A 23,989-nucleotide genomic window follows, 5' to 3' on the forward strand; every position below is an offset into this window, starting at 1 on the left:
CTGGGCCCAGTTTGGCGCTCACAGTGGACGCTCACTTGTTGTCATTTTGTTGCCGTGCTTGATCCCAGTAAACGACCGGGATTCATCAACTGTTTCTTCTGCGGAGGGCGTGGGATTCGAACCCACGAGACATTTCTGCCCACCAGTTTTCAAGACTGGCTCCATCGGCCGCTCGGACAGCCCTCCTGGCACCGGAGACCGGCGTCGCCCGATTCTACCGAACCGCGCACCCGCGGCGGCGACTGCGGTGCCACGGTACGTTTGCGGCCGGGCGAGCGGGGGCAAACGTACCGAACGACCGCAGTCGCGGCGAGGGCGTCAGTCCTGGAAGGGCTTGGAGCAGGTGACCTGGGCGGCCGTCTGGCCGTGCACGTCCGACGGAAGGGTGACCGAGCTGTCGGTCGCGGCGTCCGTCGAGCCGTCCGTCGGGGCGGCGGGCGCCTGGGTCGCGGTGTCCGTCGGGGCGGCGGGAGCCTGCGTCGCGGCGTCGCCTGCGGCAGCCTCCGAACCGATCCCGGTGTCACCGGTGAGGGTGACGGGCTGGTCGTTCTTCAGCGCCGACATCAGGGTGTCCGCCGCGTCGACGGTCGGCGCCACGCCGCCGTCCACGTAGTGGTTCGGGTACTGGACGAAGACGACCTTATTGACGTCGATGTCCTTCAGCGCGACGGCCATCGACGCGATGGTGGTGACGTTCTGGAGGCTGTCGGACAGCTGGATGTTGCTCACCGCAGCCTTCGCCAGCCCGTACACCTTGAGCGGGTTGGTCAGGGTGTCCGCACTCTTGATGGTGCGGACGAGCGACGAGAGGAAGACCTGCTGGTTGCTGATGCGGCCGAGGTCGGAGCCGTCGCCGACGCCGTGACGGGTGCGGAGGAACGCGAGAGCCTGCGAGCCCTCCAGAGTGTTGTCGCCGGCCTTCACATCCAGGCCGGTGTACGGGTCGGTGATGTCTCCGGCCACACACACCGGGACGCCGCCGACCGCGTTCGACATCTCGATCACGCCGTCGAACTCGATGACGCCGGCGTAGGGGATGTCGAGGCCGGTGAGCTTCTCGACCGTCAGCACGGTGCACGCCAGGCCGCCGTAGCTCAGCGACGAGTTGATCTTCTGCCGGCTCATCGCGTCGAAGCTGCCGCCCTGGGGGTCGGGGCAGGAGGGGATGGCGACGAACATGTCGCGGGGGAAGCTGATGACCGTGGCGTTCTTGTGGTCGGAGGAGACGTGCAGCACCATGGTGACGTCGTTGAGGACCTCGCCGCGGTCGCCGTAGGCAGCATTGCCGCCGCCGCTGTCGGAGCCCGCGAGCAGCACGTTGAACGCGCCGTCCATCGCGCCGACCTTGGGGACGACGGCGTTGCCCTTGGCATCGACCAGGGTGACGGCCTTCTTCGCGGTCGCGGTGCCGGTGACGTCGAGCACCGCGTAGGCGGCGACCCCGGCGGTCGAGACGCCGAGCACGGCGACGACGGTGACGAGCACGGCGAGGATCGTGCGGAACGGGTGGTGCTGCTTCAGCCGGCCGTGGCGGGCGATGGTCGGTCCAGCGGACTTCTCCTGAGCACGCGCCTGGGCACGGGTGGGCACCTCGTTCATTCACTCCCCTTCACGGAAACGCATCGGGTGCGCCGCGGTCCACCGGGCACACTATCCACCAGCTTGGCAGATCACCCTGGCAGAAATCTGGACGACGCGGACGAAAGTGCTGATCCGGAGAGGGAATCCCGAGCTCAGAGGCTGTCGAGCAGCTCGGCGAGGCCGTCTTCGACGACGGTGCCGACGACGCGCGAGGCGACCGCCTTGACCTCGTCGGGTGCCTGTCCCATCGCCGCGCCAACGCCCTGGGACGCGGCCCAGGTGAGCATGTCGATGTCGTTGCGACCATCGCCGACCGCCACGACATCGGACAGCGGGATGTCGAGCGCGGCGCGCACACGCTCCAGCGCGGTGGCCTTGTTGACGCCGTCGGGCGCGATGTCGAGCCACGCCGTCCAGCCGATCGCGTAGCTGACCTTGTGCAGGCCCATCCGCTCCACGATCGAGAGGAACTGCTCCTCGTCGTGCTGCGGCGACACCACGACGACGCGGGTGGCGGGATGGTCGGAGAGCTCCTCGAAGCTCACCTCCTCGGCGTTCACGAGCTCCCACTCGGTCATGCCCGCGGTGTAGCGGCGGAACCCGGTCGGGTCCTCCACCATGAAGCTGCCGCTCGGGAGGTGCGGCCGGATGGTGCGCAGCACCTCGGTCGGGTCGAAGGTCTCCACGAACTCGCGACGGTAACCCTCGTCGACGGTATCGTCGCGGCGCATCGTGAGCGCGCCGTTGGCGCAGACGACGAACGTGCTGTCGAGACCGAAGGTCTCGTGGATGGGCTTCGCCGTCTCCCAGCTGCGGCCGGTGGCGAGCATCACCTCGTGACCGGCGGCGCGTGCCCGGGTCACCGCCTCGCGGACGGCGTCGCCGACCGTCTCGTCCTCGTGGATCAGGGTGCCGTCGACGTCGAGCGCGATGAGCAGGCGGCGGCCGGCGCCGCCGGGAGCGGAGTCGTTCACCGGGCGATCGGCTCCAGCACCTCGAGGCCGCCGAGGTAGGGACGCAGCGCCTCCGGGACGCGCACCGAGCCGTCCTCCTGCTGGTGGGTCTCGAGGATGGCGACGATCCACCGCGTGGTGGCGAGCGTGCCGTTCAGGGTCGCCACGGGCGAGGTCTTGCCGTTCTCGCCGCGGTGGCGCACCTCCAGGCGGCGCGCCTGGAACGTGGTGCAGTTGGAGGTGGAGGTGAGCTCGCGATAGCGGCCCTGCGTCGGGATCCACGCCTCCACGTCGTACTTGCGCGCCGCGCTCGAACCGAGGTCGCCGGCGGCCGTGTCGATGACGCGGTAGCTGAGGCCCAGCTCCTGCATCATCTCCTCCTGCCAGCCGAGCAGGCGGCCGTGCTCGGCCTCCGCGTTCTCGGGCAGGGTGTAGACGAACATCTCCAGCTTGTTGAACTGGTGCACGCGGATGATGCCGCGGGTGTCCTTGCCCGCCGAGCCGGCCTCGCGCCGGTAGCAGGTGGACCAGCCGGCGTAGCGCAGCGGCTCCGTCACGTCGATGATCTCGTCGGCGTGGTAGCCGGCGAGCGCGACCTCGCTGGTGCCGGTGAGGTAGAGGTCGTCGGCCGGCAGGTGGTAGACCTCGTCGGCGTGGGCGCCGAGGAAGCCGGTGCCCTGCATGATCTCGGGCTTGACGAGCGTCGGGGTGATCATCGGGATGAAGCCGTTGTGGACGGCCTTGTCGAGCGCCATGTTCATGAGGGCGATCTCGAGGCGGGCGCCGATGCCGCGCAGGTACGAGAAGCGGGCCCCGGCGACCTTGGCGCCGCGGGCCATGTCGATCGCGCCCAGCAGCTCGCCGAGTTCCAGGTGGTCGCGCGCCTCGAAGTCGAACGCGGGGATGTCGCCGACCGTCTTGATGACGACGAAGTCGTCCTCGCCGCCGGCGGGGACGCCGTCGATGATGGGGTTGCCGATGCGGCGCAGGACCTCGGAGAACCGGGTCTCGGCGTCGCTCGCGGTGCGCTGCGCCTCCTTCACCCGGCCGGCCAGCTCCTGCGCCTGGGCGACGAGCTCCTTCTTCTGCTCCTTGGGCGCCTGCGCGACCTGCTTGCCGAAGGCGTTCTGCTCGGCGCGGAGCTCTTCGAACGCGGTGATGGCGGCGCGACGCTCGACGTCGGCCTGCAGGGCCTCGTCGACGACCTCCACGGAATCTCCGCGCGCCTCCTGCGATCGGCGGACGACATCGGGGTTCTCGCGGAGCAGGACTGGATCGATCACGTGCCCCAGCTTATCGACCGCGCCGCCGCGTCTCCTGGTTCTCCACAGGGAACAGGTAGCGTGAACCCCGTGAACGGATGGGGAGGGATGCGGGACGCGACCGTCGCCGTGATCTACAACCCGGTCCGCATCGACGTCCCGCGGGTGCGCGGCGCCGTCGAGGCCGCCGCCGAACGCGCCGGCGGAGTAGAGCTCATCTGGCTCGAGACGACCCCAGAGGAGGGCGGACAGGCCCAGGCGCGGGAGGCATTGTCGCGCGGTGCGACGCTCGTGCTCGCCGCCGGTGGCGACGGGACGGTCCGCGCCGTCGCCGAGGCCCTGCGCGACCGCGGTGCGACGCTCGGCCTGCTGCCGTCGGGCACCGGCAACCTCCTCGCCCGCAACATCGGCGTGCCGTACGCGAATGTGGAGGAGGCGTGCGCCATCGCCTTCGACGGCGAGACCCGCGCGATCGACCTCGGCGTCGCGACGGCGACCCGGGAGGACGGCGAGCGCACCGAGCACGCCTTCCTCGTGATGGCGGGTATCGGGATCGACGCGACCATGATCGCGAACGCCCGGCCGGAGCTGAAACGGCGGTTCGGCTGGCTCGCGTACGTCGACGCCGGGTTCCGCGCGCTGCCCAAGGCGCGCAAGGTCCGCATCCGGTACCGCCTCGACGCCGGCCAGGAGCGGTCGGCGCACGTCAGCACCATCCTGATCGCCAACTGCGGCACGCTCCCCGGCAACATGGAGCTCATCCCGGACGGCGCGGTGGACGACGGCCTGCTCGACGTCGCCATCCTGCAGCCCGAGTCGGTCTTCGGGTGGCTCGCGATCTGGCGCAAGGTGACGTGGGAGAACCGGGTGCTGCGCAAGAGCGCGCTCGGCCGTCGCATCATCCGCTTCACCGACCGCGCGATCCGCACCCGCCTCAGCTACCTGCGGGGAGCCGACGTGCGGCTGCGGATGGAACAGCCCGCGCCGTTCGAGCTCGACGGCGACGCGTTCGGCGACGTGGTCGCACTCGACCTGGCCGTCGACGAGGGCGGCCTGCGCGTGCGGGTGCCCCGCCGCGGCTAGCCCGGTCCGGCCGTTTCGGAGCGCCGGAACTCCGGACGCGGAGCCGGGTGGAGGCTACAGCTCGTCGTCCTGCGGCTCGCCGTCGTCCTCCGCGCCGACACCCGCGGCGCCCGCACGGCGGCGGCCGGCGAGCGCGGTGATGAAGAGGAGGGCCACCAGCGTCGCGAACCCGATCGTGATCATCGGCCCGGCGAGCACCCAGCCGATCTGGGTCAGCACCTGCATCCCGACATCGCCCGCTGCGCCGTTGTAGCTGGTCGTGTAGGAGGCGTTGACCGCCACCGCGTAGATGACGATGCCGAGCACGACGAGACCGGCCCCGACGATCCAGAGGGCCAGCATGAGCGGGTTGCGGCGCGGGGAGAGCTCGGCGCCGGCGAGGAGGCCCGGGCCGGCGACCACGACGGTCGCGGGTTCTGCGGCGAGCGCCGGGACGGGCGTCGACACGGTCGTGAACGGCACGGGGTCGGTCGCCACCGGGAGCTCGCCCACCGGCGTGGCCGTCGCCTCCCACGCCTCCTCGACGGTCTGCGGCGCGGAGGCTGCAGCACGCACGTCGGAGCGCGGCCGGTCCCGGGTCGGGGCGGGGGCGACGGCGCGCACGCGGGTGCGGGCGCGCTCTCCGGGCTGCGGCCGGTAGCCGCGCTGGAACGCCGGGTCGTAGCGGGGGTCGAACCCGCCGGGACGGGCGGTGTCCTGCTCGTCGTCCGCGATCATCTCCGACCTCCTCCTGCTGCTGCGCAGCCTACCCCTGCGGGGTCTCCCCGGCGCCGCTCTCGGTGAGTGACGCGAGCCACTGCCTCGCCTCCGTGAAGACCTCGTCGCGGTAGCGCTGGTCGAAGTCCACCGGCACGCTGTCCGCACGCGGGTACGAGCCGAGGAACATCACCGAGGGGCTGAACCGGCGCAGACCCAGCAGGGCGTCCGCCACGCGCTCGTCGTGGATGTGGCCATCGGCATCGATGACGAACCGGTATCGGCCGAGGGCGTCGCCGATCGGCCGCGACTCGATCAGGCTCAGGTTGATGCCGCGGGTCGAGAACTGCTCCAGGAGGTCGAGCAGCGCGCCCGGACGGTCGTCCGGCAGCTCGGCGATGAGGCTGGTCTTGTCGGCCCCGGTCGCGGGCGGCACCGTGCGCGCCGTGCTCACCAGCACGAAGCGCGTGACGGCGTTGGGGTTGTCGCCGATGTTCTCGGCGAGCACGACCACGTCGTGGTGGTCGACGATCCCGGGAGGGGCGACGGCGGCGTCCGCCGTGCTGCCCTCGAAGAGCGAGGCGGCCGCGGCGACGTTGCTCGAGGCGGGCAGGTGCCCGTGCTCGGGCAGGTGCGCGTCCAGCCACTGGTGGCACTGGGAGTAGGCGACGGGATGCGCGTTCACGGTGCGCACGTCGGCGAGGGTCGTGCCCGGCCGCGCCACGAGGACGAAGTTGACGGGCACCAGGTACTCGCCCACGATCCGCAGGCCCGGTACGGTCGCGAGGGCGTCCTGCGCCACCGAGACGCCGCCCTCGATCGAGTTCTCGATCGCGATCATCGCGGCCACGCTCCGGCCCGCCACGACGTCGGCGAGCGCCTCCCCCACGTTGTTCACGGCCTTCCACCGCTTGCCGCGCGCCTCCGGAACCTGGGCCAGCGCGGCCTCCGTGAACGTCCCGGACGGCCCCAGGAAGCTGTAGACCTCGTCGACGGACGCGGGCAGCTCGGCGGTGGGCTCGGCGGGGTCTGTGGACATGGCGTTCAGCTTAGCGATGAGCGCACTCCCCACTCCCCTCGGCCGGGCGACCGTGGAAGCATAGGGGCATGGATCCCCGAGCAGGCACCCCCGCGCAGCCCTCCGACCTCATCGACGTGGACGCCCTCCGCACGGCGTACTACGAGCTCAAGCCGGATGTGAGCATCCCCGAGCAGCGGGTGGTGTTCGGCACCTCCGGTCACCGCGGCAGCTCGTTGAACACCGCCTTCAACGAGGATCACATCGCCGCCACGACGCAGGCGATCGTGGAGTACCGCACGGGCCAGGGCATCACGGGACCGCTGTTCATCGGCGCCGACACGCACCTCCTGAGCGAGTTCGCGATGACGACTGCGCTGGCCGTGCTGGTCGGCAACGAGGTGCGCGTGCTCGTCGACGAGTTCGACGACTGGGTGCCGACGCCGGCGGTGTCGCACGCGATCATCGCGTACAACAAGGCCGGGCACCCCGACCAGGCGGACGGCATCGTCGTCACGCCGAGCCACAACCCGCCCGCGGACGGCGGCTTCAAGTACAACCCGCCGCACGGCGGCCCGGCCGACACCGACGCGACCAGCTGGATCGCGGCGCGCGCCAACGAGATCATCGCCGGCGGGATGCGGGACGTGCGCATGGCCGAGCCGAGCGGCGTCGAGACCTACGACTTCCGCGGCAAGTACGTCGACGACATCGAGAACATCATCGACGTGAAGGCGATCCGCGAGAGCGGCATCCGCATCGGCGCCGACCCGCTCGGCGGCGCGAGCGTGCACTACTGGCAGGCGATCGCGGAGCGCTACGAGCTCGATCTGACCGTCGTGAACCCCGAGGTCGACCCGGCCTGGGGCTTCATGACCCTCGACTGGGACGGCAAGATCCGGATGGACCCGTCGAGCCCGTCGGCGATGGCGTCGGTGGTCGAGCGCCGCGCCGACTACGACATCCTCACCGGCAACGACGCCGACTCCGACCGCCACGGCATCGTCACGCCCGACGGCGGCCTGATGAACCCGAACCACTACCTCGCGGTGGCGATCGACTACCTGTTCCGCACGCGCACAGGATGGCGTGAGGATGCCGCGGTCGGCAAGACGCTCGTGTCGTCCTCGATCATCGACAAGGTCGCGGAGTCGCTCGGCCGCCGGCTGTGGGAGGTCCCGGTCGGCTTCAAGTGGTTCGTCCCCGGCCTGATCGACGGCTCGGTGGGCTTCGGCGGCGAGGAGAGCGCCGGCGCGAGCTTCCTGCGCTTCGACGGCTCTGTGTGGACGACGGACAAGGACGGCATCCTGCTCGCCCTGCTCGCCAGCGAGATCCGCGCCGTCACCGGCAAGTCGCCCTCGGAGCTGTACCGCGAGCTGACCGAGCGCTTCGGCGACCCGGTCTACCAGCGCGTCGACGCCCCGGCGACGCCCGCACAGAAGGCGGCCCTCGGCAAGCTCGACGGCGACGCGATCGCCGCGACCGAGCTGGCGGGCGAGCCGATCACCGCGAAGCTGAGCCGCGCTCCCGGCAACGACGCTTCGCTCGGCGGCGTGAAGGTGGAGACCGCAACCGCGTGGTTCGCGGCGCGCCCCAGCGGCACCGAGGACGTCTACAAGATCTACGCCGAGAGCTTCGCCGGTGAGGAGAACCTGCGCGAGGTGCAGGAGGAGGCCAAGCGCATCGTGGGCGACGCGCTCGGCTGATCCGCGCTAGTCGCGGCGGACCAGGATGGCGAGCGCGTCCCCGACGGGCGCGGCGCCATGCTCGTCGCGGGCCGCGCCGACGATGCGGGAGACGGCACCGGCCGAGGTCGCCGAGCCGCGCACGCGCGACTGCAGCACGCCGAGCCCGGCCTCGCCGCCGAGCGCGTCGAAGACGGCGTCGCTGATGACGAGCAACGCGTCGCCCGTACCGAGCGAGACGGAGTGCTCGGGACGCTCGCCGGCGATCCCGAGCGGGAGGGTGGAGGTCGCGAGCCGCTCGATGTCGCCCGTGACGCGCACGACGAACGCGAGACCGTGGCCGGCGTCGACGAAGCGGACCCGGCCGTCCCCGTCGACGCGGGCGTGGAAGACAGAGGTGTAGGCGGCCAGGCGGTCGAGCTCCTCCTCGATCATGCGCGACGCCTCGGCGACCGCCGGCTCCAGGTCGGCGAAGGCGGTGGCACTGCGCAGGGCGGCGCGCACGGACGCGGCGATGATGGCGATCGGGCTGCCGGTGCCGACCACGTCGCCGACGGTCACGGTGAAACCGTCCTCCGTGTCGTACCAGTCGTAGAAGTCGCCCGCGATGCGCTCGCCGGGCTCGCACGCCGCCGCGACGTCGTAGCCGTGAGCGGCCGGCTTGCGATGAGGGAGGAGCGCGCGCTGCACGACGGCCGTACGGTCGAGCTCCTCGTCGCGGTCGAGCTCGGCCTGCACCCAGTCGGCGAGGTCGCGCAGCAGGCGCTGCTCGCCCGCCGTCAACGTGCGCGGCTCGGTGTCGACGACACAGAGGGTGCCGACCGCCTCGCCGCCGGGCGCGTGAATGGGTTCGCCCGCGTAGAAGCGCAGGTGCGGGTCGCCCGCGACGAATGGGTTGTCCCGGAAGCGCTCGTCGGCCGTCGTGTCGGCAATGATCACGGGCGAGTCCGTGCGCACGGTGAGGTCGCAGAAGGAGTCCGCGCGCGCCGCCTCCGTCGTGAGCCCGAGGTGCGACTTGCGCCACTGGCGCTCGTCGTCGAGCAGGGTGATACTCACCATCGGCACGCCGAACAGCTGCTGCGTCATCCGGGTGATGCGGTCGAACCGGTCCTCCGGCGGCGTATCGAGGATCTCCAGAGCCTCCACAGCGCTCTGCCTGCGCAGTTCGGTCTCCAGCGCCCCTACCGCCTCGATGGTCATCCGGCCTCCCGTCGTCACGTCCGTCAAGCCTATCGACGGAGGTTCGGAGCGGGCAGACCCGGCGGATGTCAGTGGTAGTCGGCGCCGCCCGGGCAGTGGAAGAACTCCTCCAGCGTCGTGACGCCCGTGGCGTGCATCTGCGTCGTGAGCGGCACCCCGACGTAGCGGAAGTGCCACGGCTCGAAGGTGAACCCGGTGACCGGAACCTTGTCGGCCGGGTAGCGCAGCAGGAAGCCGAAGCGCCACGCGTTGGCGGCCAGCCACTGCCCCTGCGGGGTGTCGGCGAAGCAGGCGGAGAGCGAGCAACGCGCGGGCACGGCGCTGATGTCGACCGCGAGGCCGGTCTGGTGCTCGCTGTGCCCGGGGCGCGCGGTGTCGGTGTCGGCGTAGGCCTGCCCGTTGCGCGCGACGTCGTCGTCGTAGACGCGGGTCTGGGAGTCGAACGAGCGGTAGGCGCTCTGCACCGAGAAGTCGAGCCCGGCCTCCTCCTTGCCCGCGTGGAACATCGCGACCAGCGCGTCTGCGACCTCGGGGCGCATCGGCTGGCGGTTCACATAGGTGACGTCCGGGTAGACGAGGTCGGGCGGCGTGAAGGCGAGCGGCTGGAGGGCGCGCGGCTTGTTCACGACGACCCAGCTGCTCGCAGGATCGTCGTGCGACTGGGCGGAGGCGTCGAATCCCGCAGCGGTCGGAGCCGGGATGCTGGTCGGCGTCGGCCGCGGATGCGGGCGCGCGTCCGGATCGGGATCGCTGTGCGGACGGTGGTGGGTCGGCCGGCCGCCGGCCGCCGGGCTCGACGGCACGGCAGCGCAGCCGCCGAGCGGGAGCAGCACGGCCAGTGCGCCGGCGACGATGGCCGCGCCCAGCGTCGTCGCCCGTAGGCGGTTTCCCCCCGAGATCACGGGCTGAGCATAACCCGTTCGCCCGGGAGGGAGGCGCGCGCCGGCCGGTTACTTCGACAGGCTCCAGAAGTGGCCGATGGCGCCCGGGTGGTCCACGGTGATCGTGGTGTCGAGGTCGCGGTAGTCGGTGTCCTCGTTGTGGCCGACCATCTTGATCTGGATCTTGCCGTCCACGTTCTCCACCGCCGAGACGATCTGCACGTGGTCGAGCGAGTCGTTGTCGTTCCAGTCGAACATGACGATGTCGCCGACCTTGATCTTGTCGCGCTGGTCGAGCGGGTACTCGGTCAGGCCGAGGGAGGCCGCGTTGGCCTGGAAGTAGGCGTCCATCGAGGGCACGTAGCCCCAGGCCGGGCTCCAGTCGGCGGCGGCGTCCTTGTTGTACCAGTCGTCGTTCATCGTCCACCCGCGGGCGATGAGGGTCTGGCTGACGAAGTTGGCGCAGTCGCCGCCCACCGAGTTGAGGTCGCCCCACTCGGCCGAGTTGTAGTTCTTCCAGTAGGTCATCGCGTAGGCGAGCTGCTTGTCGACCGGAGTCTGCACCTGGTAGTCGTACGTCTTGCCGTCGGTCGCGACGGCCTTGCCCGACTTGTCGGTGACGGCGATCGGCACGGCGCCCGCCTGGAAGCTCTGCGAGGCGGGGACGGCGACGGTGACTTTGTCGGCCGTGGCCGCGGTCACGGCCGCGGGCTGGGTGCCGATCTGCACGCTCGCCACGTTCTGGAGGTTCGAGCCGGTGAGGGTGATGGTGCCGCCGGAGACGCTGCCCGCGGCGGGCTCGACGGCCGAGACGCTCGCGCCGGCGGGCGCGGCCTTCGTGGTCGCGCCGACGAGGGCCTTCGTCGCGGGGGACGGCTCACCGGCGCATCCCGTGAAGAGGAGCGCGGCGGAGGCCGCCACGGCGATCACGCCGGCGATGCGGCGGGATCGAGTGCGGTGCGGGCCGCGTCCGGGGGAACGCAGCGTGGAGATGAGAGAACTCATACGTCCTTCGGAGGGGATTCGGAGGGTGACGGGTTCGGGTACTCTTCACGCTACGCCTCCTACCTATGCGCCACCTGGACGGGGGACATCCGGCGGCGTAGCGTCGCGGGAGTTCCGCATGATTCCGCGGATCGCGTGCGTGCGTTCGCCCCTCGCGAACGCGCGCGGGAACGTGGTCCCCGCGTTGCTCAAAGACGCGCACCGGGTGTAACTTTGCACTCTCCGCAAAAATCTTCACGACTCTCACACCGGTGTGACGCCCGAGCGCCGGGCGTCGCGCTTTCGACTCTCGACTCGGAGTTCAATGTCCAGCACTGCCCCCGCGGCTCCCGCCGCACCCCAACCGATCATGTCGCACCGGCAGATCCTCTTCGTGATCTTCGGTCTCATGGCCGGCATGTTCCTCTCGGCCCTCGACCAGACCGTCGTCGGCACGGCCATCCGCACCATCGGCGACGACCTCCACGGTCTGAGCCAGCAGGCGTGGGTGACCACCGCGTACCTCATCGTCTCGACCATCGCGACGCCGATCTACGGCAAGCTCTCCGACATCTTCGGCCGGCGCCCGCTGTTCATCTTCGCGATCGTCGTCTTCATCATCGGCTCGATCCTCGCCAGCTTCTCGACCTCCATGATCGAGCTGGCCGCGTTCCGCGCCATCCAGGGCCTCGGCGCCGGTGGTCTGATGTCGATGCCGCTGGCGATCATGGGCGACATGCTCGCCCCGCGCGAGCGCGCCAAGTACCAGGGGTACTTCCTCGCCGTGTTCGGCATCTCGAGCCTCATCGGCCCGCTGGTCGGCGGCCTGTTCGCCGGCGCGGACCAGATCCTCTGGATCGCCGGATGGCGCTGGGTCTTCCTCATCAACGTGCCGATCGGCCTCATCGCCCTCGCGATGGTCCTGCGGTTCCTGCACCTGCCCAAGCGTGAGCGCGGCTCGGTGCGGATCGACTGGTGGGGCGCGACGGCGGTCGTGGTCGCCCTCGTCCCGCTGCTCCTCGTCGCCGAAGAGGGTCGCGAGTGGGGCTGGGACAGCGTGGGCGCCATCGGCTGCTACGTGCTCGGCGCCATCGGCATCCTGGCCTTCATCCTCATCGAGATGCGCATGAAGGACGACGCGCTCATCCCGCTGAAGCTGTTCCGCTCGAACACCTTCTCGATGGCCACCATCATCGGCGTCTTCGTCGGCTTCGGGATGTTCGGCGCCATGCTGACCCTCCCGCTGTACCTGCAGCTGGTGCTCGGCGCGACCCCGACCGAGTCGGGTCTGCAGATGCTCCCGATGATCCTCGGTCTGATGATCTCCTCGATCGCCTCTGGCCAGATCATCGCGCGCACCGGTCACTACCGGCAGTTCCCGATCATCGGCACCGCGCTGCTCTCCGGCGGATTCTTCTACCTGACCTTCATCAAGTACGACGACTCCTACTGGTTCATCGCCGGCGCCATGCTGCTCATCGGCCTCGGCCTCGGCCAGCTGATGCAGACCCTCACGATCGCCAGCCAGAACTCGGTCGGCGTGCGGGACATGGGCGTCGCGACCAGCGCGTCGACGTTCTTCCGCCAGATCGGTGGAACGCTCGGCACCGCCGTGCTCCTGTCGCTGCTGTTCACGGTCATGCCGGGCAACATCAAGTCGTCCCTCGCGGACGAGCCGACGCTGAACAGCGCGCTGAACGCCGCGCTCGACCCGGCCGTGGCCCAGGCTCCCGAGAACAAGCAGATCATGGAGCAGAGCTACAACAAGATCGTCTCCGGCATCGAGGACAAGACGACGGCGGGCCTCCAGGCCGGTGTCACCAAGGCGCAGGACGCGGCCAAGCAGGCCGTGGCCGACGCGGTGGCCGCGGGCCAGATCCCGGCCGCCGCTCAGGAGCAGGCGACCGCAGCCGCCGTCGAGAAGGCGACCGCCGCGGCGGGCACCGCGATCACGGCGAAGGCCCCGTACGCGACCGTAGCCCCCGACGGCACCGTCACGCTCGACTTCTCGAACGACACGGTCCGTCAGGACTTCGTCGACACGGTGGCCCCGAGCCTGTCGAGCAGCCTCAAGAAGTCGACCGCGGCCACCGGCAGCGGCAACCTCGACGACACGTCGTTCCTCAACGACGCCGACCCGCGTCTGGCCAAGCCGTTCCTGGTGGGCTTCAACGCCTCCGCGATCCAGGTCTACTGGGTGGCGCTGATCGTGGTGCTGATCGCGTTCGTGCTCACTTGGTTCTTCAAGACCCCGCCGCTGCGCGCCAAGTCGGCGCTGCAGGAGGCCGCGGACGCGAAGGCCGAGAAGGATGCCGCCGACCGCGAGGAGGAGGAGAACGAGGACGTCGGGATCCTCGCCAGCCGCGCGGCCGCCGAGGTCGGCGCGCTGATCGAGCCCGGGGCGGACACCGCCTCGGTGCGCGCCCAGCACCCGCAGGCCTCCGCGGGCAAGTAGCACCGCACCAGCAGCTCAGCCTCGATGGCCGTCGTCCCCCGGGACGGCGGCCATCGTCGTCTCCGGGGTGATCCTCCGCAGCGCGAAGGGCGCGGCCACGCCGTGGAGCAGGATGCTGCCCACGACGGTCAGCACGGTGACGGTCAGCACGTCGCCGCTGTCGGCCTCCGGGAGGCGGTTGAAGGCGAGGAGGCCGAAGACGATCGACGCGGTCCCCCGCGGCCCCATGAGCCCCAGGAAGGTACGATCGCGCCAGCCGATCGGCGAACCCAGCATCGAGAGATAGACGGGCACCGCGCGGAAGGCGGTGAGCGCGAGCACCGCGATCACCAGCAGACGCCAGTCGATGCCGTCCGCGATCACGGCCGTCGTCATCCCGCCGAGGATGAACCAGACGAAGTTGGAGGCGACCGCGCTGGCCTCCTCCACGAGCAGGAGCTCCTCGTGCGGCACCGAGCGCAGCTCTGTGCGCCGGGTGCGCGCCACCCGGTAGATAACTCCCGCCACGAACGCCGCGACGAACCCGTTGGCGCCGAGCCCGTGGAGCGTCGCGATGCCATAGGCGAGCAGCGGCGTGAGGAGCGTGCCGAACCGGATGCCCGTCGAATCGGCCCAGCCGCGGCGTGCGGCCCAGCGGGTGAGGAGGCCGAACGCCCCTCCCAGCAGGACGCCGACCACGACGGCGGACAGGGTGGCGGGCACGGCCCCGAAGAACGCCTCGAAGAAGTCCGTGAAGTTCTTCTCGAGCTGACTCTCGTCTCCGGCGGTCTCCCCACCCGTGTCGACGATGCGGATGAGCGTGGGGAGCGCGACGGCGATGGCCAGCGACATCCCGAACACCGGGGAGACGAGGCCGTCGTTCCAGCCGCTCTCGACGTTGAGGATGCGGCGCACGCGAGCCGGGATGCGCTCCGAGCGGAGCAGGGCGGTCGCCGGCGCGAAGTCCGTCGGCATCACGATGCAGGCGATCACGATCAGCACGAAGACGCCCGTCTGCGGCAGCAGCCAGACGCCCGCCACGACCACCAGCGCGAGCGACAGGGGCAGTGCGACGAGCACCAGGCGGGCGAGAGACCGGCCCTCGCCGCCGAACAGGCCGCCACGCACCTCGCACGCGTCGACGAAGAGCAGCACGGCCAGGATGAGCTCGACGACGTGCTGGGCGACGTCGCTGTCGATGGCCGCGGTGAACGCGGACACGTTCGGCACGACCGCGAGGGCTCCGAGCGCGGCGAGACCCGCCGGGCCGGCGATGCCGACGCGGTCGAACCGGTGCGCGACGAGCGACCAGAGCGCGACCGCGGCGAACCCCATGAGGATGATGATCGGCATCCACGGTCTCCCCTCGTCGTCGTCCAGTCTGGTCGGCGGACGCCCGGCCACCGGGACTGGACACGAGACCGATCAGGTCACGATTAGGTCACGGCGCGAAGGGAGGCGCCGCCGAGTCCCGCGGAATTCCGCGGTCCTGAGTTCCCCGTCTTTTCAACGATGAGAGCGCGATCACGGCCGCGCTTGACATTGCCACCTGACTCGTTCTAGATTCTCCAGCAACGCGTGAGAGCGCTCTCACGGTCGCGAACTGAGAGCGCTCTCACAGCGCCTCATCAGACCCAGCACACACCACAAGGGAGTGAACCGTGAAGCTTTCACGACGCACCAAGGTCGCGGCCGCCATTGCCGGCGCCGCGTCCTTCGCCCTCCTCGCCGCCGGCTGCTCATCCAGCGGCAGCGACGGCGGGAGCAGCTCTGACCCCATCACGCTGACCGTCACGACGTTCGGCACGATGGGCTTCGACAAGCTCTACTCGCAGTACGAGAAGGAGCACCCGAACATCAAGATCAAGGCGACCAACATCGACACCGGTGACAACGCCCTGACCGACTGGCAGACCAAGGAGGCGGCCGGCAGCGGCCTCCCCGACGTCCAGGCCGTCGAGGAGGGCTGGCTGTCCAAGGTCATGCAGGTCTCCGACCAGTTCAACGACCTCAAGGACTACGGCGCCGACAAGATCAAGGACCGCTGGGTCGACTGGAAGCTGAAGCAGGCCACCGACAAGGACGGCCGCATCATCGGCTACGGCACCGACATCGGACCGGAGGGCCTCTGCTACAACAGCAAGCTCTTCGCCGCGGCGGGCCTGCCGAGCGACCGCGACTCCGTCGCCAAGCTCTTCGGCGGCGACAGCGCCACCTGGGCCGACTACTTCAAGATCGGCGAGCAGTACAAGGCCGCCACTGGCAAGGCCTTCTACGACCAGTCCGGCTTCCTCTGGAACGCCATGGTGAACCAGCAGCCCGAGGGCTACTACACCAAGGACGGCAAGCTGAACATCGAGGACAACTCCGACCTCAAGGCGCTGTGGGGCCAGCTGGCCGACGGCGCGGCGGCCGGCCTCTCCTCCAACCAGACCCAGTGGGACTGGGGCAAGGGCAAGGCGTTCACCGACGGCTCGTTCGCCACGTTCGTCTGCCCGGGCTGGATGCTCGGCGTCGTCAAGGGCCAGGTCGAGGCGGGCGGCGGCAACGCCGACACCGGCTGGGACTTCGCCAACGTGTTCCCGGGCGGCGCGGCCAACTGGGGCGGCTCGTTCCTGACCGTGCCGAAGCAGTCGAAGCACCCGAAGGAGGCGGCCGACCTCGCCGCCTGGCTGACCACCGCCAAGTCGCAGGTCGCCACCTTCCAGGCCGCGGGGACCTTCCCCTCGGTGACCGCAGCGCAGAGCGACCCGGGCGTGACCGGTGAGAGCGACCTGACGAAGTTCTTCGACAACGCTCCGATCGGCCAGATCCTCGGCGAGCGCGCCAAGGGCGTCGTCGCCCAGTACAAGGGCCCGGACGACTCGGTCATCCAGTCGCAGGTCTTCGGTCCGTCCGTCCAGGAGCTCGACTCCGGCAAGGCGAACGGCGACCAGGCCTGGGCCAACGCCATGACGCTGCTGAACCAGCTGGTCGTCAACAAGTAGGCACGACCCTCCCGGGCCCCCGCCGCTCGCCGGCGGCGGGGGCCCGCACCCCGCACGACCCGACCCACCGGAGATCCGCATGACAACCGTCACCCGCCCGGAGACCGCCTCCGCGGCCCGGCGCGACCGGGATGCGCGCAACGCGCTCACCTTCAAGCAGAAGCTCAACCGTTTCGACGTCAAGGCGTCGCCGTACTTCTACGTTGCGCCGTTCTTCATCCTCTTCGCCCTCGTCGGCCTGTTCCCGCTGGTGTACACGTTCGTCGTGTCGCTGAACAACTGGAACCTGCTCACCGGCCCCGGCGAGTGGGTCGGCTTCAGCAACTACCTCACCGAGCTGAAGGACCCGTTCTTCTGGAACTCGCTCTTCAACACCCTCAGCATCTTCCTGCTCTCCGCCATCCCGCAGCTGATCGGCGCCGTCTTCATCGCGGCCATCCTCGACCAGAACATCCGCGCCAAGACCTTCTGGCGGATGAGCGTGCTGCTCCCCTACGTGGTCACCCCGGTGGCCGTCACCCTGATCTTCTCGAGCGCGTTCGACGAGAAGTACGGCCTGATCAACAACATGCTCCAGGCGATCGGCCTCGACCCCGTGATGTGGAAGACCGAGACGTTCCCGTCGCACGTCGCCATCGCGACGATGGTCAACTGGCGCTGGACCGGCTACAACGCGCTCATCCTGCTCGCCGCCATGCAGGCCGTGCCGCGCGACATCCACGAGTCCGCCTCCCTCGACGGCGCGGGCGCGTTCCGCCGCTTCTTCTCGATCACGCTGCCGAGCATCCGCCCGACCATGATCTTCGTCATCATCACGGCGACCATCGGCGGCCTCCAGATCTTCACCGAGCCGAAGCTGTTCAACCCGTCGAGCGCCGTGCCCGGCGGTCCGCAGCGGCAGTACCAGACCACCGTGCTCTACCTGTGGGACATGGCCTTCAACCGGCAGAACTTCGGCAAGGCCTCCGCGATCGCGTGGATGCTGTTCCTCCTGATCGTGCTGTTCGGCCTCCTGAACTTCCTGATCTCGCGCCGCATCGCCTCCACCGAGGCGCGGCTGCACACCAAACGGACGGCGAAGCGGCTCGCCCGCAGCCGGGCCGCCGCATCCGACACCCGCATCGACGGCGGCATCGACAGCGGCGAGTCCACCGCCGAGGGCGCCCGCGCTCTCGCCGCCGCCAGCGAGGAGAAGAACCTGTGACCACGACCGCCTCCAAGCCGCGCCCGACCACCGCGCAGCGGCCCCCGAAGCGCAAGGCCCTCGGCATCGACCGGCGCCCCGGCTTCCTCACCTACGGCATCCTGTTCGTCCTCTTCGTCGGCAGCGCGTACCCGCTCTGGTGGTCGGCGGTCGCCGGCTCCAGCGACAGCACCGTCCTGACCGCCACCTGGCCGCCGCTGCTGCCGGGCGGCCAGTTCTGGAAGAACGTGGGCGAGGTGCTCGGGACCGTGCCGTTCTGGCAGGCGCTCGGCAACTCGATCATCGTCTCCACCGTCATCACCGTCTCGGTCGTGCTGTTCTCGACGCTCGCCGGCTACGCGTTCGCCAAGCTGCGCTTCCGCGGTCGCGAGGGGCTCATGGTGTTCGTCATCGCGACCCTGGCGGTCCCGACGCAGCTCGGCATCATCCCCCTCTTCATGGTCATGAAGCAGTTCGGCTGGACCGGGACGCTCGGAGCGGTGATCGTGCCGACCCTCGTCACCGCATTCGGCGTGTTCTTCATGCGCCAGTACCTCGTCGACGTCATCCCCGAGGAGCTGATCGAGGCGGCCCGCGTCGACGGCGCCAGCATGATCCGCACCTTCTGGCACGTCGGGGTGCCGGCCGCACGGCCCGCCATGGCGATCCTCGGCCTCTTCACCTTCATGACGGCCTGGACCGACTACCTCTGGCCCCTGCTCGTCGCCCCGCAGAACCCGACCCTGCAGGTCGCCCTCAGCCAGCTGCAGTCCGCCAAGTACGTCGACTACTCGATCGTGCTCGCCGGCGCGGTGCTCGCGACCATCCCCCTGCTCATCCTCTTCGTGCTCGCCGGCCGGCAGCTGGTCTCCGGCATCATGGCCGGCGCGGTGAAAGGCTAAGAATGACCGACAACCGCTGGCCCGACGGCTTCCTGTGGGGCTCTGCCACCGCCGCCGCGCAGATCGAGGGCGCCGCCCACGAGGACGGCAAGGAGGACTCCATCTGGGACGCCTTCGCCCGCGTGCCGAACGCGATCGCCGGCGGCGACACCCCCGAGCGCGCGGTGGACCACTACCACCGCATGCCGGAGGACGTCGCCCTCATGGCCTCCCTCGGCCTCCAGTCGTACCGCTTCTCGACCTCCTGGGCCCGTGTCGTGCCCGGCGGCCGCGCGGTGAACGCGGCTGGACTCGACTTCTACAGCCGGCTGGTCGACGAGCTGCTCGGCGCGGACATCCTGCCGTGGCTGACGCTCTACCACTGGGACCTGCCGCAGGCGCTGGAGGAGAAGGGAGGCTGGGCGAACCGCGACACGGCCTACCGCTTCCGCGATTACGCCGTGGCCGTCTACGACGCGCTCGGCGACCGGGTCGACCATTGGACGACCTTCAACGAGCCGCTGTGCTCCTCCCTCATCGGCTACGCCGCGGGCGAGCACGCACCCGGCCGCCGCGAGCCCGACGCCGCCCTCGCCGCCCTGCACCACCAGCACCTGGCGCACGGCCTCGCCGCCCACGCCATCCGCGAGCGGGCGACCATCGCGTCGGTCGGCGCCGGGAGCGACTCCGGGCGGCTGGACCGCCTGCGCCTCGGCATCACGCTCAACCTCACCACGGCCGTGCCGAACGACCCGAGCGACCCCGTCGACCTCGACGCCGCCCGCCGCATCGACGGGCTCTGGAACCGGATGTACCTCGAGCCGCTGCTGCTCGGCGCCTACCCGACCGACGTGCTCGACGACCTGCGCGAGCACCGGTTCGAGGCGCTCGTGCACGACGGCGACCTGGAGACCATCGCCCAGCCGATCGACTTCCTCGGCGTGAACCACTACCACGACGACAACGTCAGCGGACATCCCCTGCCCGCCGACGCCCCGGCCGCCCTGGTGCCCACCGACAGCCCGAAGGCGTCGCCCTTCGTCGGCAGCGAGTTCGTCACCTTCCCGTCGCGGCACCTGCCGACCACGGCGATGGGGTGGGAGGTCAACCCCGACGGCCTGCGCGCCCTGCTGGTGCGCCTCACCGCCGACTACCCGACCCTCCCACCGCTCTACATCACCGAGAATGGCGCCTCCTACGACGATGCGACCGACCCGGACGGTCACATCCGCGACACCGAGCGCGAGGCGTACATCCTCGCCCACATCGACGCCGTGCACGCGGCGATCGACGAGGGCGCCGATGTGCGCGGCTACTTCGTGTGGTCGCTGCTCGACAACTTCGAGTGGGCGTGGGGCTACGAGAAGCGCTTCGGCATCGTGTCCGTCGACTACGAGACCCAGGTGCGGACCGTGAAGGAGTCGGGGCACGCGTTCGCCCGGCTCATCGCGGACGCGGGCGCCGCGGAGTCGTCGGACGTCGGCGCAGCGGCGGCGCGCGCTTAGCATGGACGACGGACGAGGAGGAGAGCGATGACCACGGATGCAGTGGATGCCGTGGCCGTCCCGACCCTGGAGGCGGTGGCGGCACGCGCGGGAGTCTCGCGCGCCACGGTCTCGCGCGTCGTCAACGGCTCGACGAAGGTCACGCCCGAGGTCGTCGCCGCGGTGACCGCCGCCATCGCCGACCTCAACTACGTGCCGAACCGCGCTGCACGCTCGCTGGCCTCCCGCCGCACGCAGGTGATCGCGCTGGTCGTGCCGGAGTCGACGGCCAAGGTCTTCGCCGACCCGTTCTTCGCCTCCATCGTGCAGGGCGTCGCGCTGAGCCTCGCCGACACCGAATACACCCTCAACATGGTCATCTCGTCCGAGACCAACCCCGACAAGACCCGGCGCTACCTCATGGGCGGCAATGTGGACGGCGCGCTGGTCGTGTCGCACCACTCGGGCGACCACTCCTACGTCGCGCTCGGCGCCTCCCTCCCGATCGTCTTCGGCGGCCGGCCGGTCGGCGACGAGACCGGGGAGTCGTACTTCGTCGACGTGGACAACGTGTCCGGGTCGGCGGGCGCCACCGAGCACCTCATCGCGCGCGGGCGCCGCAACATCGCCCTCATCACCGGCCCGCAGGACATGCCCGCCGGCCTCGACCGGCTGACCGGCTGGCGCCGGGCGCTCGACGCACACGGGCTGGACGCCTCCCTCGTCGAGATCGGCGACTTCTCCCCCCTCTCGGGCAAGGAGGCCATGCGCCGGCTGCTCGCCCGCGGGGTACCGATCGACGGGCTCTTCGCGGCGAACGACCAGATGGCCGCCGGAGCCTACTCGGCGATCCGGGAGGCGGGCCTCCGCATCCCGGACGACATCGCCGTGGTCGGGTACGACGACGACAACTTCGGCATCACCGCCGCGCCGCCGCTCACGACCGTGCACCAGCCGTCGATCGGCCTCGGCGAGGCGATGGCGCAGGTGCTGGTGCGGCGCATCGCGGGCGAGCCCGCCGAGCGCGTGACGCTGCTGCCGACCGAGCTGGTCGTCCGCGAGTCGACCTGACGCTGTTCGCCGCCCCGGATTTGGCACAAATGTCGCGTTAGCGCGCCGCTTTCACGACATTTGTGCCGAATGTGCGCGGCGGTTCGCGACGCGTGACGCCCCACCTCGCCCCGCCACGCCACCCCCGTCCCGCCACGTCCCGTCCCGTCCCACCTCCGGCGAGAGCGCTGAGGATTCGTGACGAATGTGGAGTTTGCGCGCCGCATTCGCGACATTCGGCACGAATGTCGCGAAAGCGGCGCGGGCGGGGGTCAGCGCAGGAATGCGGTGAGGTCGGCGGGGGTCGGGTAGGAGGCCTGCGCTCCGGCACGGGAGGCGGCGAACGCGCCGACCCCGACCGCGAAGCGGGCCGCGTCGAGCAGGGCGTCGCCGTCGGCGAGTCGGAGGAGCAGCGCGCCCATGAAGGCGTCGCCGGCGCCGGTCGTGTCGACCGCATCCACCCGCACGGCGGGCACGGCAACGAGCTCGTCATCGCCGTCGACCACCACGCACCCGTCGGCTCCCCGCGTGACGACGGCGCGGGTCACGCCGAGCGCGGCCAGGCCGTCGCGCAGCGCGTCGGGAGTCGAGTCCTCGGCCACGCCGAGCAGCGCTGCGGCCTCCCCCTCGTTGACGAGCAGGACATCCACCAGCGGCAGCAGCGCGCGCGCGCCGTCGTGGAACGGGGAGGGGTTCAGCACGACCGCGAGCCCGGCGGCACGGGCGCGCTCGGCGGCATCCACCACCACCGCCTCCGGCACCTCGAGGCAGAGCCCGAGGACGGACGCGCCGGCGAGCACGGCGTCGTCCAGATCGGCGGGAGCGAGCGTACCGTTGGCGCCCGGCGAGACCACGATCGTGTTCTCGCCGCGGGCGTCGACGGTGATGAGCGCGGTGCCGGTCGCCACACCGTCGCGCACGGCGACGGACGAAACGTCGACCCCGGAGTCGGCGACGGCCGAGCGGAGGAGCTCGCCGTGCGCATCCGAACCGACGGCCCCGACGAGCGTCACCGCACCGCCGAGCCGTCCGGCGGCGACGGCCTGGTTCGCGCCCTTGCCGCCGGCGCCCGTCGAGAGGTCGCCTCCCGAGACGGTCTCGCCCGGCTTCGGGAAGGCGGCGGTCTGCACGACGAGGTCGGCGTTCAGCGAGCCGACGACGACGATCCGGCCGCGGTCCGGGGTGCTGCTCATCGGGAGGCCGCCGTGGCCGTGACCTCGGCCGAGTCCGGCCGGGGGATCAGGAACGACACCGCGAGGGCGACGGCGGTGATGGCGGCTCCGAGCATCATTCCGGCAGAGTATCCGGTCGTGGAGTCCGGCGCCGCCGACGTCGCGACCTGCAGGGCGGGCAGCAGGGCGAAGCTCAGCCCGGCGCCGAGGTTGAACGCGCCCGCGTTGAGCCCGGGGAGGAAGCCGGGGTTCTCGGCCGGCGACAGCACGATGCCGAGGCCGTTGAGCATGATGTTGCCGATTCCGGCGTAGCCGATCCCGATCACGACGGTGGTCGCGATCAGCACGGGCAGCGAGTGCACGCCGACGAACGCCATCACGACGGTCGCGACGATGGTGCCCGAGAGGCCGATGCGCAGGATGCGGCGGTAGCCGAGCACGGGCGCGAGCCGGCCGGCCAGCGGGCCGACGATCCAGCCCACCAGCGCGTACGGGGTGAGGAAGGCCAGCGAGGCCAGGTCGGGCGCCATCCCGAAGCCCGCGTCCGCGTTCTGCGCGAGGGAGGTCACCAGGCCGTTCACGACGGCGAACACGCCGGTCATCGTGAGCAGGGTGGTGGCGAGCAGCGCCCAGGTCGAGCGGCGGCGCAGCAGCGGTGTCGGGACGAGCGGCTGTGCGACGCGGTTCTCCACCCGCCAGAAGATCACGAAGGAGACGACGGCGACGGCCAGGGACAGCCCGACGAGGACCCAGTTGGCGGAGGCGAGACGACCCGCCTCGTTGAGGCCGGTGAGCAGCGCGCCGATCGAGACGACCAGCGGGAGCACGCCCCACCAGTCCATCCGCACGCCCTCGGAGGGCCGGGACTCGGCGCCCCAAACGACCACCATGACCAGCGCGACGACGGTGACGACCGCGATCGCCCAGAAGACGGAGCGGAAGCCGAACGTCGTGGCGAGCCAGCCGCCGGCGATCGCGTCGATGCCCGCGATGCCGCCGTTGACCGCGGTGAGGAGGCCCATAGCCGCTCCGTACTTGCGCGGGTCGGAGATCTCGGCGCGCAGCATGAGCAGGCAGATCGGGACGACCGGGCCGGTGACGCCCTGAATGAGGCGGCCGGCGAACAGCATCCCCACGTTCAGGGCGAGAGCGGCCACGACGCTGCCGATCAGCATGACGGCGAGCATCGCGAGCAGCACCCGCTTGCGGCCGACGATGTCGCTCAGCCGCGGGAGGAACAGCGAGAACAGGGCCGCGATGGTGAAGAAGAGGGTCTGCGAGAGGCCGATGGTGGCCTCGTCGGTGTGGAGCTCGTGCGACATCGTGACGAGCACGGGGCTCAGCATGCTGGCGTTGAGCTGGAAGGCCACGCAGGCGGCGAGCAGCGCCGCGGTCAGCGCGGCGATGCGGACGGGGCGCCCGGTGGGCGACGAGACCGGGGTGGGGGCGGTGATG

Annotated in this window: 19 protein-coding genes and 1 tRNA gene; 8 read left to right on the forward strand and 12 right to left on the reverse strand. The window is 70.6% G+C overall.

Annotation, left to right across the window (positions count from 1 at the left end; all coding sequences use genetic code 11):
* Positions 1–101: 101 nt before the first annotated feature.
* The 4 genes from HNR14_RS06965 to serS all read right to left on the reverse strand — a co-directional run bounded on the left by HNR14_RS06965 (position 102) and on the right by serS (position 3,817).
* Positions 102–186, reverse strand: a tRNA-Ser gene (locus HNR14_RS06965).
* A gap of 132 nt (positions 187–318) precedes the next feature.
* A complete protein-coding gene (locus HNR14_RS06970) occupies positions 319–1,599 on the reverse strand; it encodes an LCP family protein (protein ID WP_179700470.1) in 1,281 nt (426 codons plus the stop codon).
* Between the two features lie 134 nt (positions 1,600–1,733).
* Positions 1,734–2,555 (reverse strand): Cof-type HAD-IIB family hydrolase, encoded by an 822-nt coding sequence (locus tag HNR14_RS06975; protein WP_179700471.1) that lies wholly within the window; start codon positions 2,553–2,555, stop codon positions 1,734–1,736.
* Positions 2,552–3,817, reverse strand: coding sequence for a serine--tRNA ligase (gene serS / locus HNR14_RS06980; RefSeq protein ID WP_179700472.1), 1,266 nt, complete (start codon positions 3,815–3,817; stop codon positions 2,552–2,554). Before serS ends, HNR14_RS06975 begins: the two co-directional genes overlap by 4 nt.
* A gap of 69 nt (positions 3,818–3,886) precedes the next feature.
* On the opposite strand from serS, the gene HNR14_RS06985 reads away from it, so the two are divergent.
* A complete protein-coding gene (locus HNR14_RS06985; protein WP_343064432.1) occupies positions 3,887–4,879 on the forward strand; it encodes a diacylglycerol/lipid kinase family protein in 993 nt (330 codons plus the stop codon).
* A gap of 54 nt (positions 4,880–4,933) precedes the next feature.
* Here the strand turns inward: HNR14_RS06985 and HNR14_RS06990 are convergent, their stop codons facing one another.
* Both HNR14_RS06990 and pheA read right to left on the reverse strand, forming a co-directional pair.
* The gene (locus tag HNR14_RS06990) at positions 4,934–5,596 is read right to left on the reverse strand and encodes a hypothetical protein (protein ID WP_179700473.1); all 663 of its coding nucleotides are present in this window, start codon (positions 5,594–5,596) and stop codon (positions 4,934–4,936) included.
* Between the two features lie 28 nt (positions 5,597–5,624).
* On the reverse strand, positions 5,625–6,614 hold the full coding sequence (gene pheA / locus HNR14_RS06995) for a prephenate dehydratase (RefSeq protein ID WP_179700474.1): 990 nt from the start codon (positions 6,612–6,614) through the stop codon (positions 5,625–5,627).
* A gap of 68 nt (positions 6,615–6,682) precedes the next feature.
* Here pheA and pgm point away from each other — a divergent pair, with 68 nt between their 5' ends.
* Positions 6,683–8,299, forward strand: coding sequence for a phosphoglucomutase (alpha-D-glucose-1,6-bisphosphate-dependent) (gene pgm, locus HNR14_RS07000; protein WP_179700475.1), 1,617 nt, complete (start codon positions 6,683–6,685; stop codon positions 8,297–8,299).
* 6 nt (positions 8,300–8,305) lie between these two features.
* Here pgm and HNR14_RS07005 read toward each other — a convergent pair whose 3' ends face one another.
* The 3 genes from HNR14_RS07005 to HNR14_RS07015 are packed head-to-tail and all read right to left on the reverse strand — an operon-like array spanning position 8,306 to position 11,364.
* Positions 8,306–9,496 (reverse strand): PP2C family protein-serine/threonine phosphatase, encoded by a 1,191-nt coding sequence (locus HNR14_RS07005; RefSeq protein ID WP_343064433.1) that lies wholly within the window; start codon positions 9,494–9,496, stop codon positions 8,306–8,308.
* A gap of 50 nt (positions 9,497–9,546) precedes the next feature.
* Positions 9,547–10,380, reverse strand: coding sequence for a M15 family metallopeptidase (locus HNR14_RS07010; RefSeq protein ID WP_343064434.1), 834 nt, complete (start codon positions 10,378–10,380; stop codon positions 9,547–9,549).
* A gap of 48 nt (positions 10,381–10,428) precedes the next feature.
* Positions 10,429–11,364 carry a DUF1287 domain-containing protein gene (locus HNR14_RS07015; RefSeq protein WP_179700476.1) on the reverse strand — a complete coding sequence of 312 codons (936 nt, stop codon included), beginning with the start codon at positions 11,362–11,364 and terminating at the stop codon, positions 10,429–10,431.
* Between the two features lie 304 nt (positions 11,365–11,668).
* On the opposite strand from HNR14_RS07015, the gene HNR14_RS07020 reads away from it, so the two are divergent.
* The gene (locus HNR14_RS07020) at positions 11,669–13,798 is read left to right on the forward strand and encodes an MDR family MFS transporter (RefSeq protein ID WP_179700477.1); all 2,130 of its coding nucleotides are present in this window, start codon (positions 11,669–11,671) and stop codon (positions 13,796–13,798) included.
* Between the two features lie 15 nt (positions 13,799–13,813).
* Here the strand turns inward: HNR14_RS07020 and HNR14_RS07025 are convergent, their stop codons facing one another.
* Positions 13,814–15,130 carry a cation:proton antiporter domain-containing protein gene (locus tag HNR14_RS07025; protein ID WP_179700478.1) on the reverse strand — a complete coding sequence of 439 codons (1,317 nt, stop codon included), beginning with the start codon at positions 15,128–15,130 and terminating at the stop codon, positions 13,814–13,816.
* Positions 15,131–15,438: 308 nt separating this feature from the next.
* Here HNR14_RS07025 and HNR14_RS07030 point away from each other — a divergent pair, with 308 nt between their 5' ends.
* The 5 genes from HNR14_RS07030 (at position 15,439) to HNR14_RS07050 (ending at position 21,383) form a co-directional block, all read left to right on the forward strand.
* Positions 15,439–16,764, forward strand: coding sequence for an ABC transporter substrate-binding protein (locus HNR14_RS07030; protein ID WP_021762699.1), 1,326 nt, complete (start codon positions 15,439–15,441; stop codon positions 16,762–16,764).
* A gap of 79 nt (positions 16,765–16,843) precedes the next feature.
* Positions 16,844–17,968 carry a carbohydrate ABC transporter permease gene (locus HNR14_RS07035; protein ID WP_021758006.1) on the forward strand — a complete coding sequence of 375 codons (1,125 nt, stop codon included), beginning with the start codon at positions 16,844–16,846 and terminating at the stop codon, positions 17,966–17,968.
* The gene (locus tag HNR14_RS07040; RefSeq protein ID WP_021758005.1) at positions 17,965–18,849 is read left to right on the forward strand and encodes a carbohydrate ABC transporter permease; all 885 of its coding nucleotides are present in this window, start codon (positions 17,965–17,967) and stop codon (positions 18,847–18,849) included. Before HNR14_RS07035 ends, HNR14_RS07040 begins: the two co-directional genes overlap by 4 nt.
* Positions 18,850–18,851: 2 nt before the next feature.
* Positions 18,852–20,333 (forward strand): GH1 family beta-glucosidase, encoded by a 1,482-nt coding sequence (locus tag HNR14_RS07045; RefSeq protein ID WP_179700479.1) that lies wholly within the window; start codon positions 18,852–18,854, stop codon positions 20,331–20,333.
* A gap of 27 nt (positions 20,334–20,360) precedes the next feature.
* Complete coding sequence (locus tag HNR14_RS07050) at positions 20,361–21,383, forward strand: LacI family DNA-binding transcriptional regulator (protein WP_179700480.1); 1,023 nt, start codon at positions 20,361–20,363, stop codon at positions 21,381–21,383.
* A gap of 251 nt (positions 21,384–21,634) precedes the next feature.
* On the opposite strand, the gene HNR14_RS07055 is transcribed toward HNR14_RS07050, so the two are convergent.
* Together HNR14_RS07055 and uriT are read right to left on the reverse strand one after the other, a co-directional pair.
* Positions 21,635–22,555 carry a ribokinase gene (locus HNR14_RS07055; protein WP_179700481.1) on the reverse strand — a complete coding sequence of 307 codons (921 nt, stop codon included), beginning with the start codon at positions 22,553–22,555 and terminating at the stop codon, positions 21,635–21,637.
* Positions 22,552–23,988, reverse strand: a complete 1,437-nt coding sequence (uriT, locus tag HNR14_RS07060) for a uridine transporter UriT (RefSeq protein ID WP_401101547.1) — start codon at positions 23,986–23,988, stop codon at positions 22,552–22,554. Before uriT ends, HNR14_RS07055 begins: the two co-directional genes overlap by 4 nt.
* Between the last annotated feature and the right edge of the window lies 1 nt (position 23,989).

This window comes from Leifsonia naganoensis (genome assembly GCF_013410615.1).
GTDB classification, from domain to species: Bacteria; Actinomycetota; Actinomycetes; order Actinomycetales; family Microbacteriaceae; genus Leifsonia; species Leifsonia aquatica.

Excerpts from the sequence above, each read along its gene's own strand:
- HNR14_RS07020 (WP_179700477.1), top strand. The coding sequence starts at position 11,669 with ATGTCCAGCACTGCCCCCGCGGCTCCCGCCGCACCCCAACCGATCATG.
- pgm (WP_179700475.1), top strand. The coding sequence starts at position 6,683 with ATGGATCCCCGAGCAGGCACCCCCGCGCAGCCCTCCGACCTCATCGAC.
- HNR14_RS07050 (WP_179700480.1), top strand. The coding sequence starts at position 20,361 with ATGACCACGGATGCAGTGGATGCCGTGGCCGTCCCGACCCTGGAGGCG.
- HNR14_RS07015 (WP_179700476.1), bottom strand. The coding sequence starts at position 11,364 with ATGAGTTCTCTCATCTCCACGCTGCGTTCCCCCGGACGCGGCCCGCAC.
- HNR14_RS07045 (WP_179700479.1), top strand. The coding sequence starts at position 18,852 with ATGACCGACAACCGCTGGCCCGACGGCTTCCTGTGGGGCTCTGCCACC.
- HNR14_RS06990 (WP_179700473.1), bottom strand. The coding sequence starts at position 5,596 with ATGATCGCGGACGACGAGCAGGACACCGCCCGTCCCGGCGGGTTCGAC.
- pheA (WP_179700474.1), bottom strand. The coding sequence starts at position 6,614 with ATGTCCACAGACCCCGCCGAGCCCACCGCCGAGCTGCCCGCGTCCGTC.
- HNR14_RS07025 (WP_179700478.1), bottom strand. The coding sequence starts at position 15,130 with ATGCCGATCATCATCCTCATGGGGTTCGCCGCGGTCGCGCTCTGGTCG.
- HNR14_RS07035 (WP_021758006.1), top strand. The coding sequence starts at position 16,844 with ATGACAACCGTCACCCGCCCGGAGACCGCCTCCGCGGCCCGGCGCGAC.
- HNR14_RS07055 (WP_179700481.1), bottom strand. The coding sequence starts at position 22,555 with ATGAGCAGCACCCCGGACCGCGGCCGGATCGTCGTCGTCGGCTCGCTG.
- HNR14_RS06970 (WP_179700470.1), bottom strand. The coding sequence starts at position 1,599 with ATGAACGAGGTGCCCACCCGTGCCCAGGCGCGTGCTCAGGAGAAGTCC.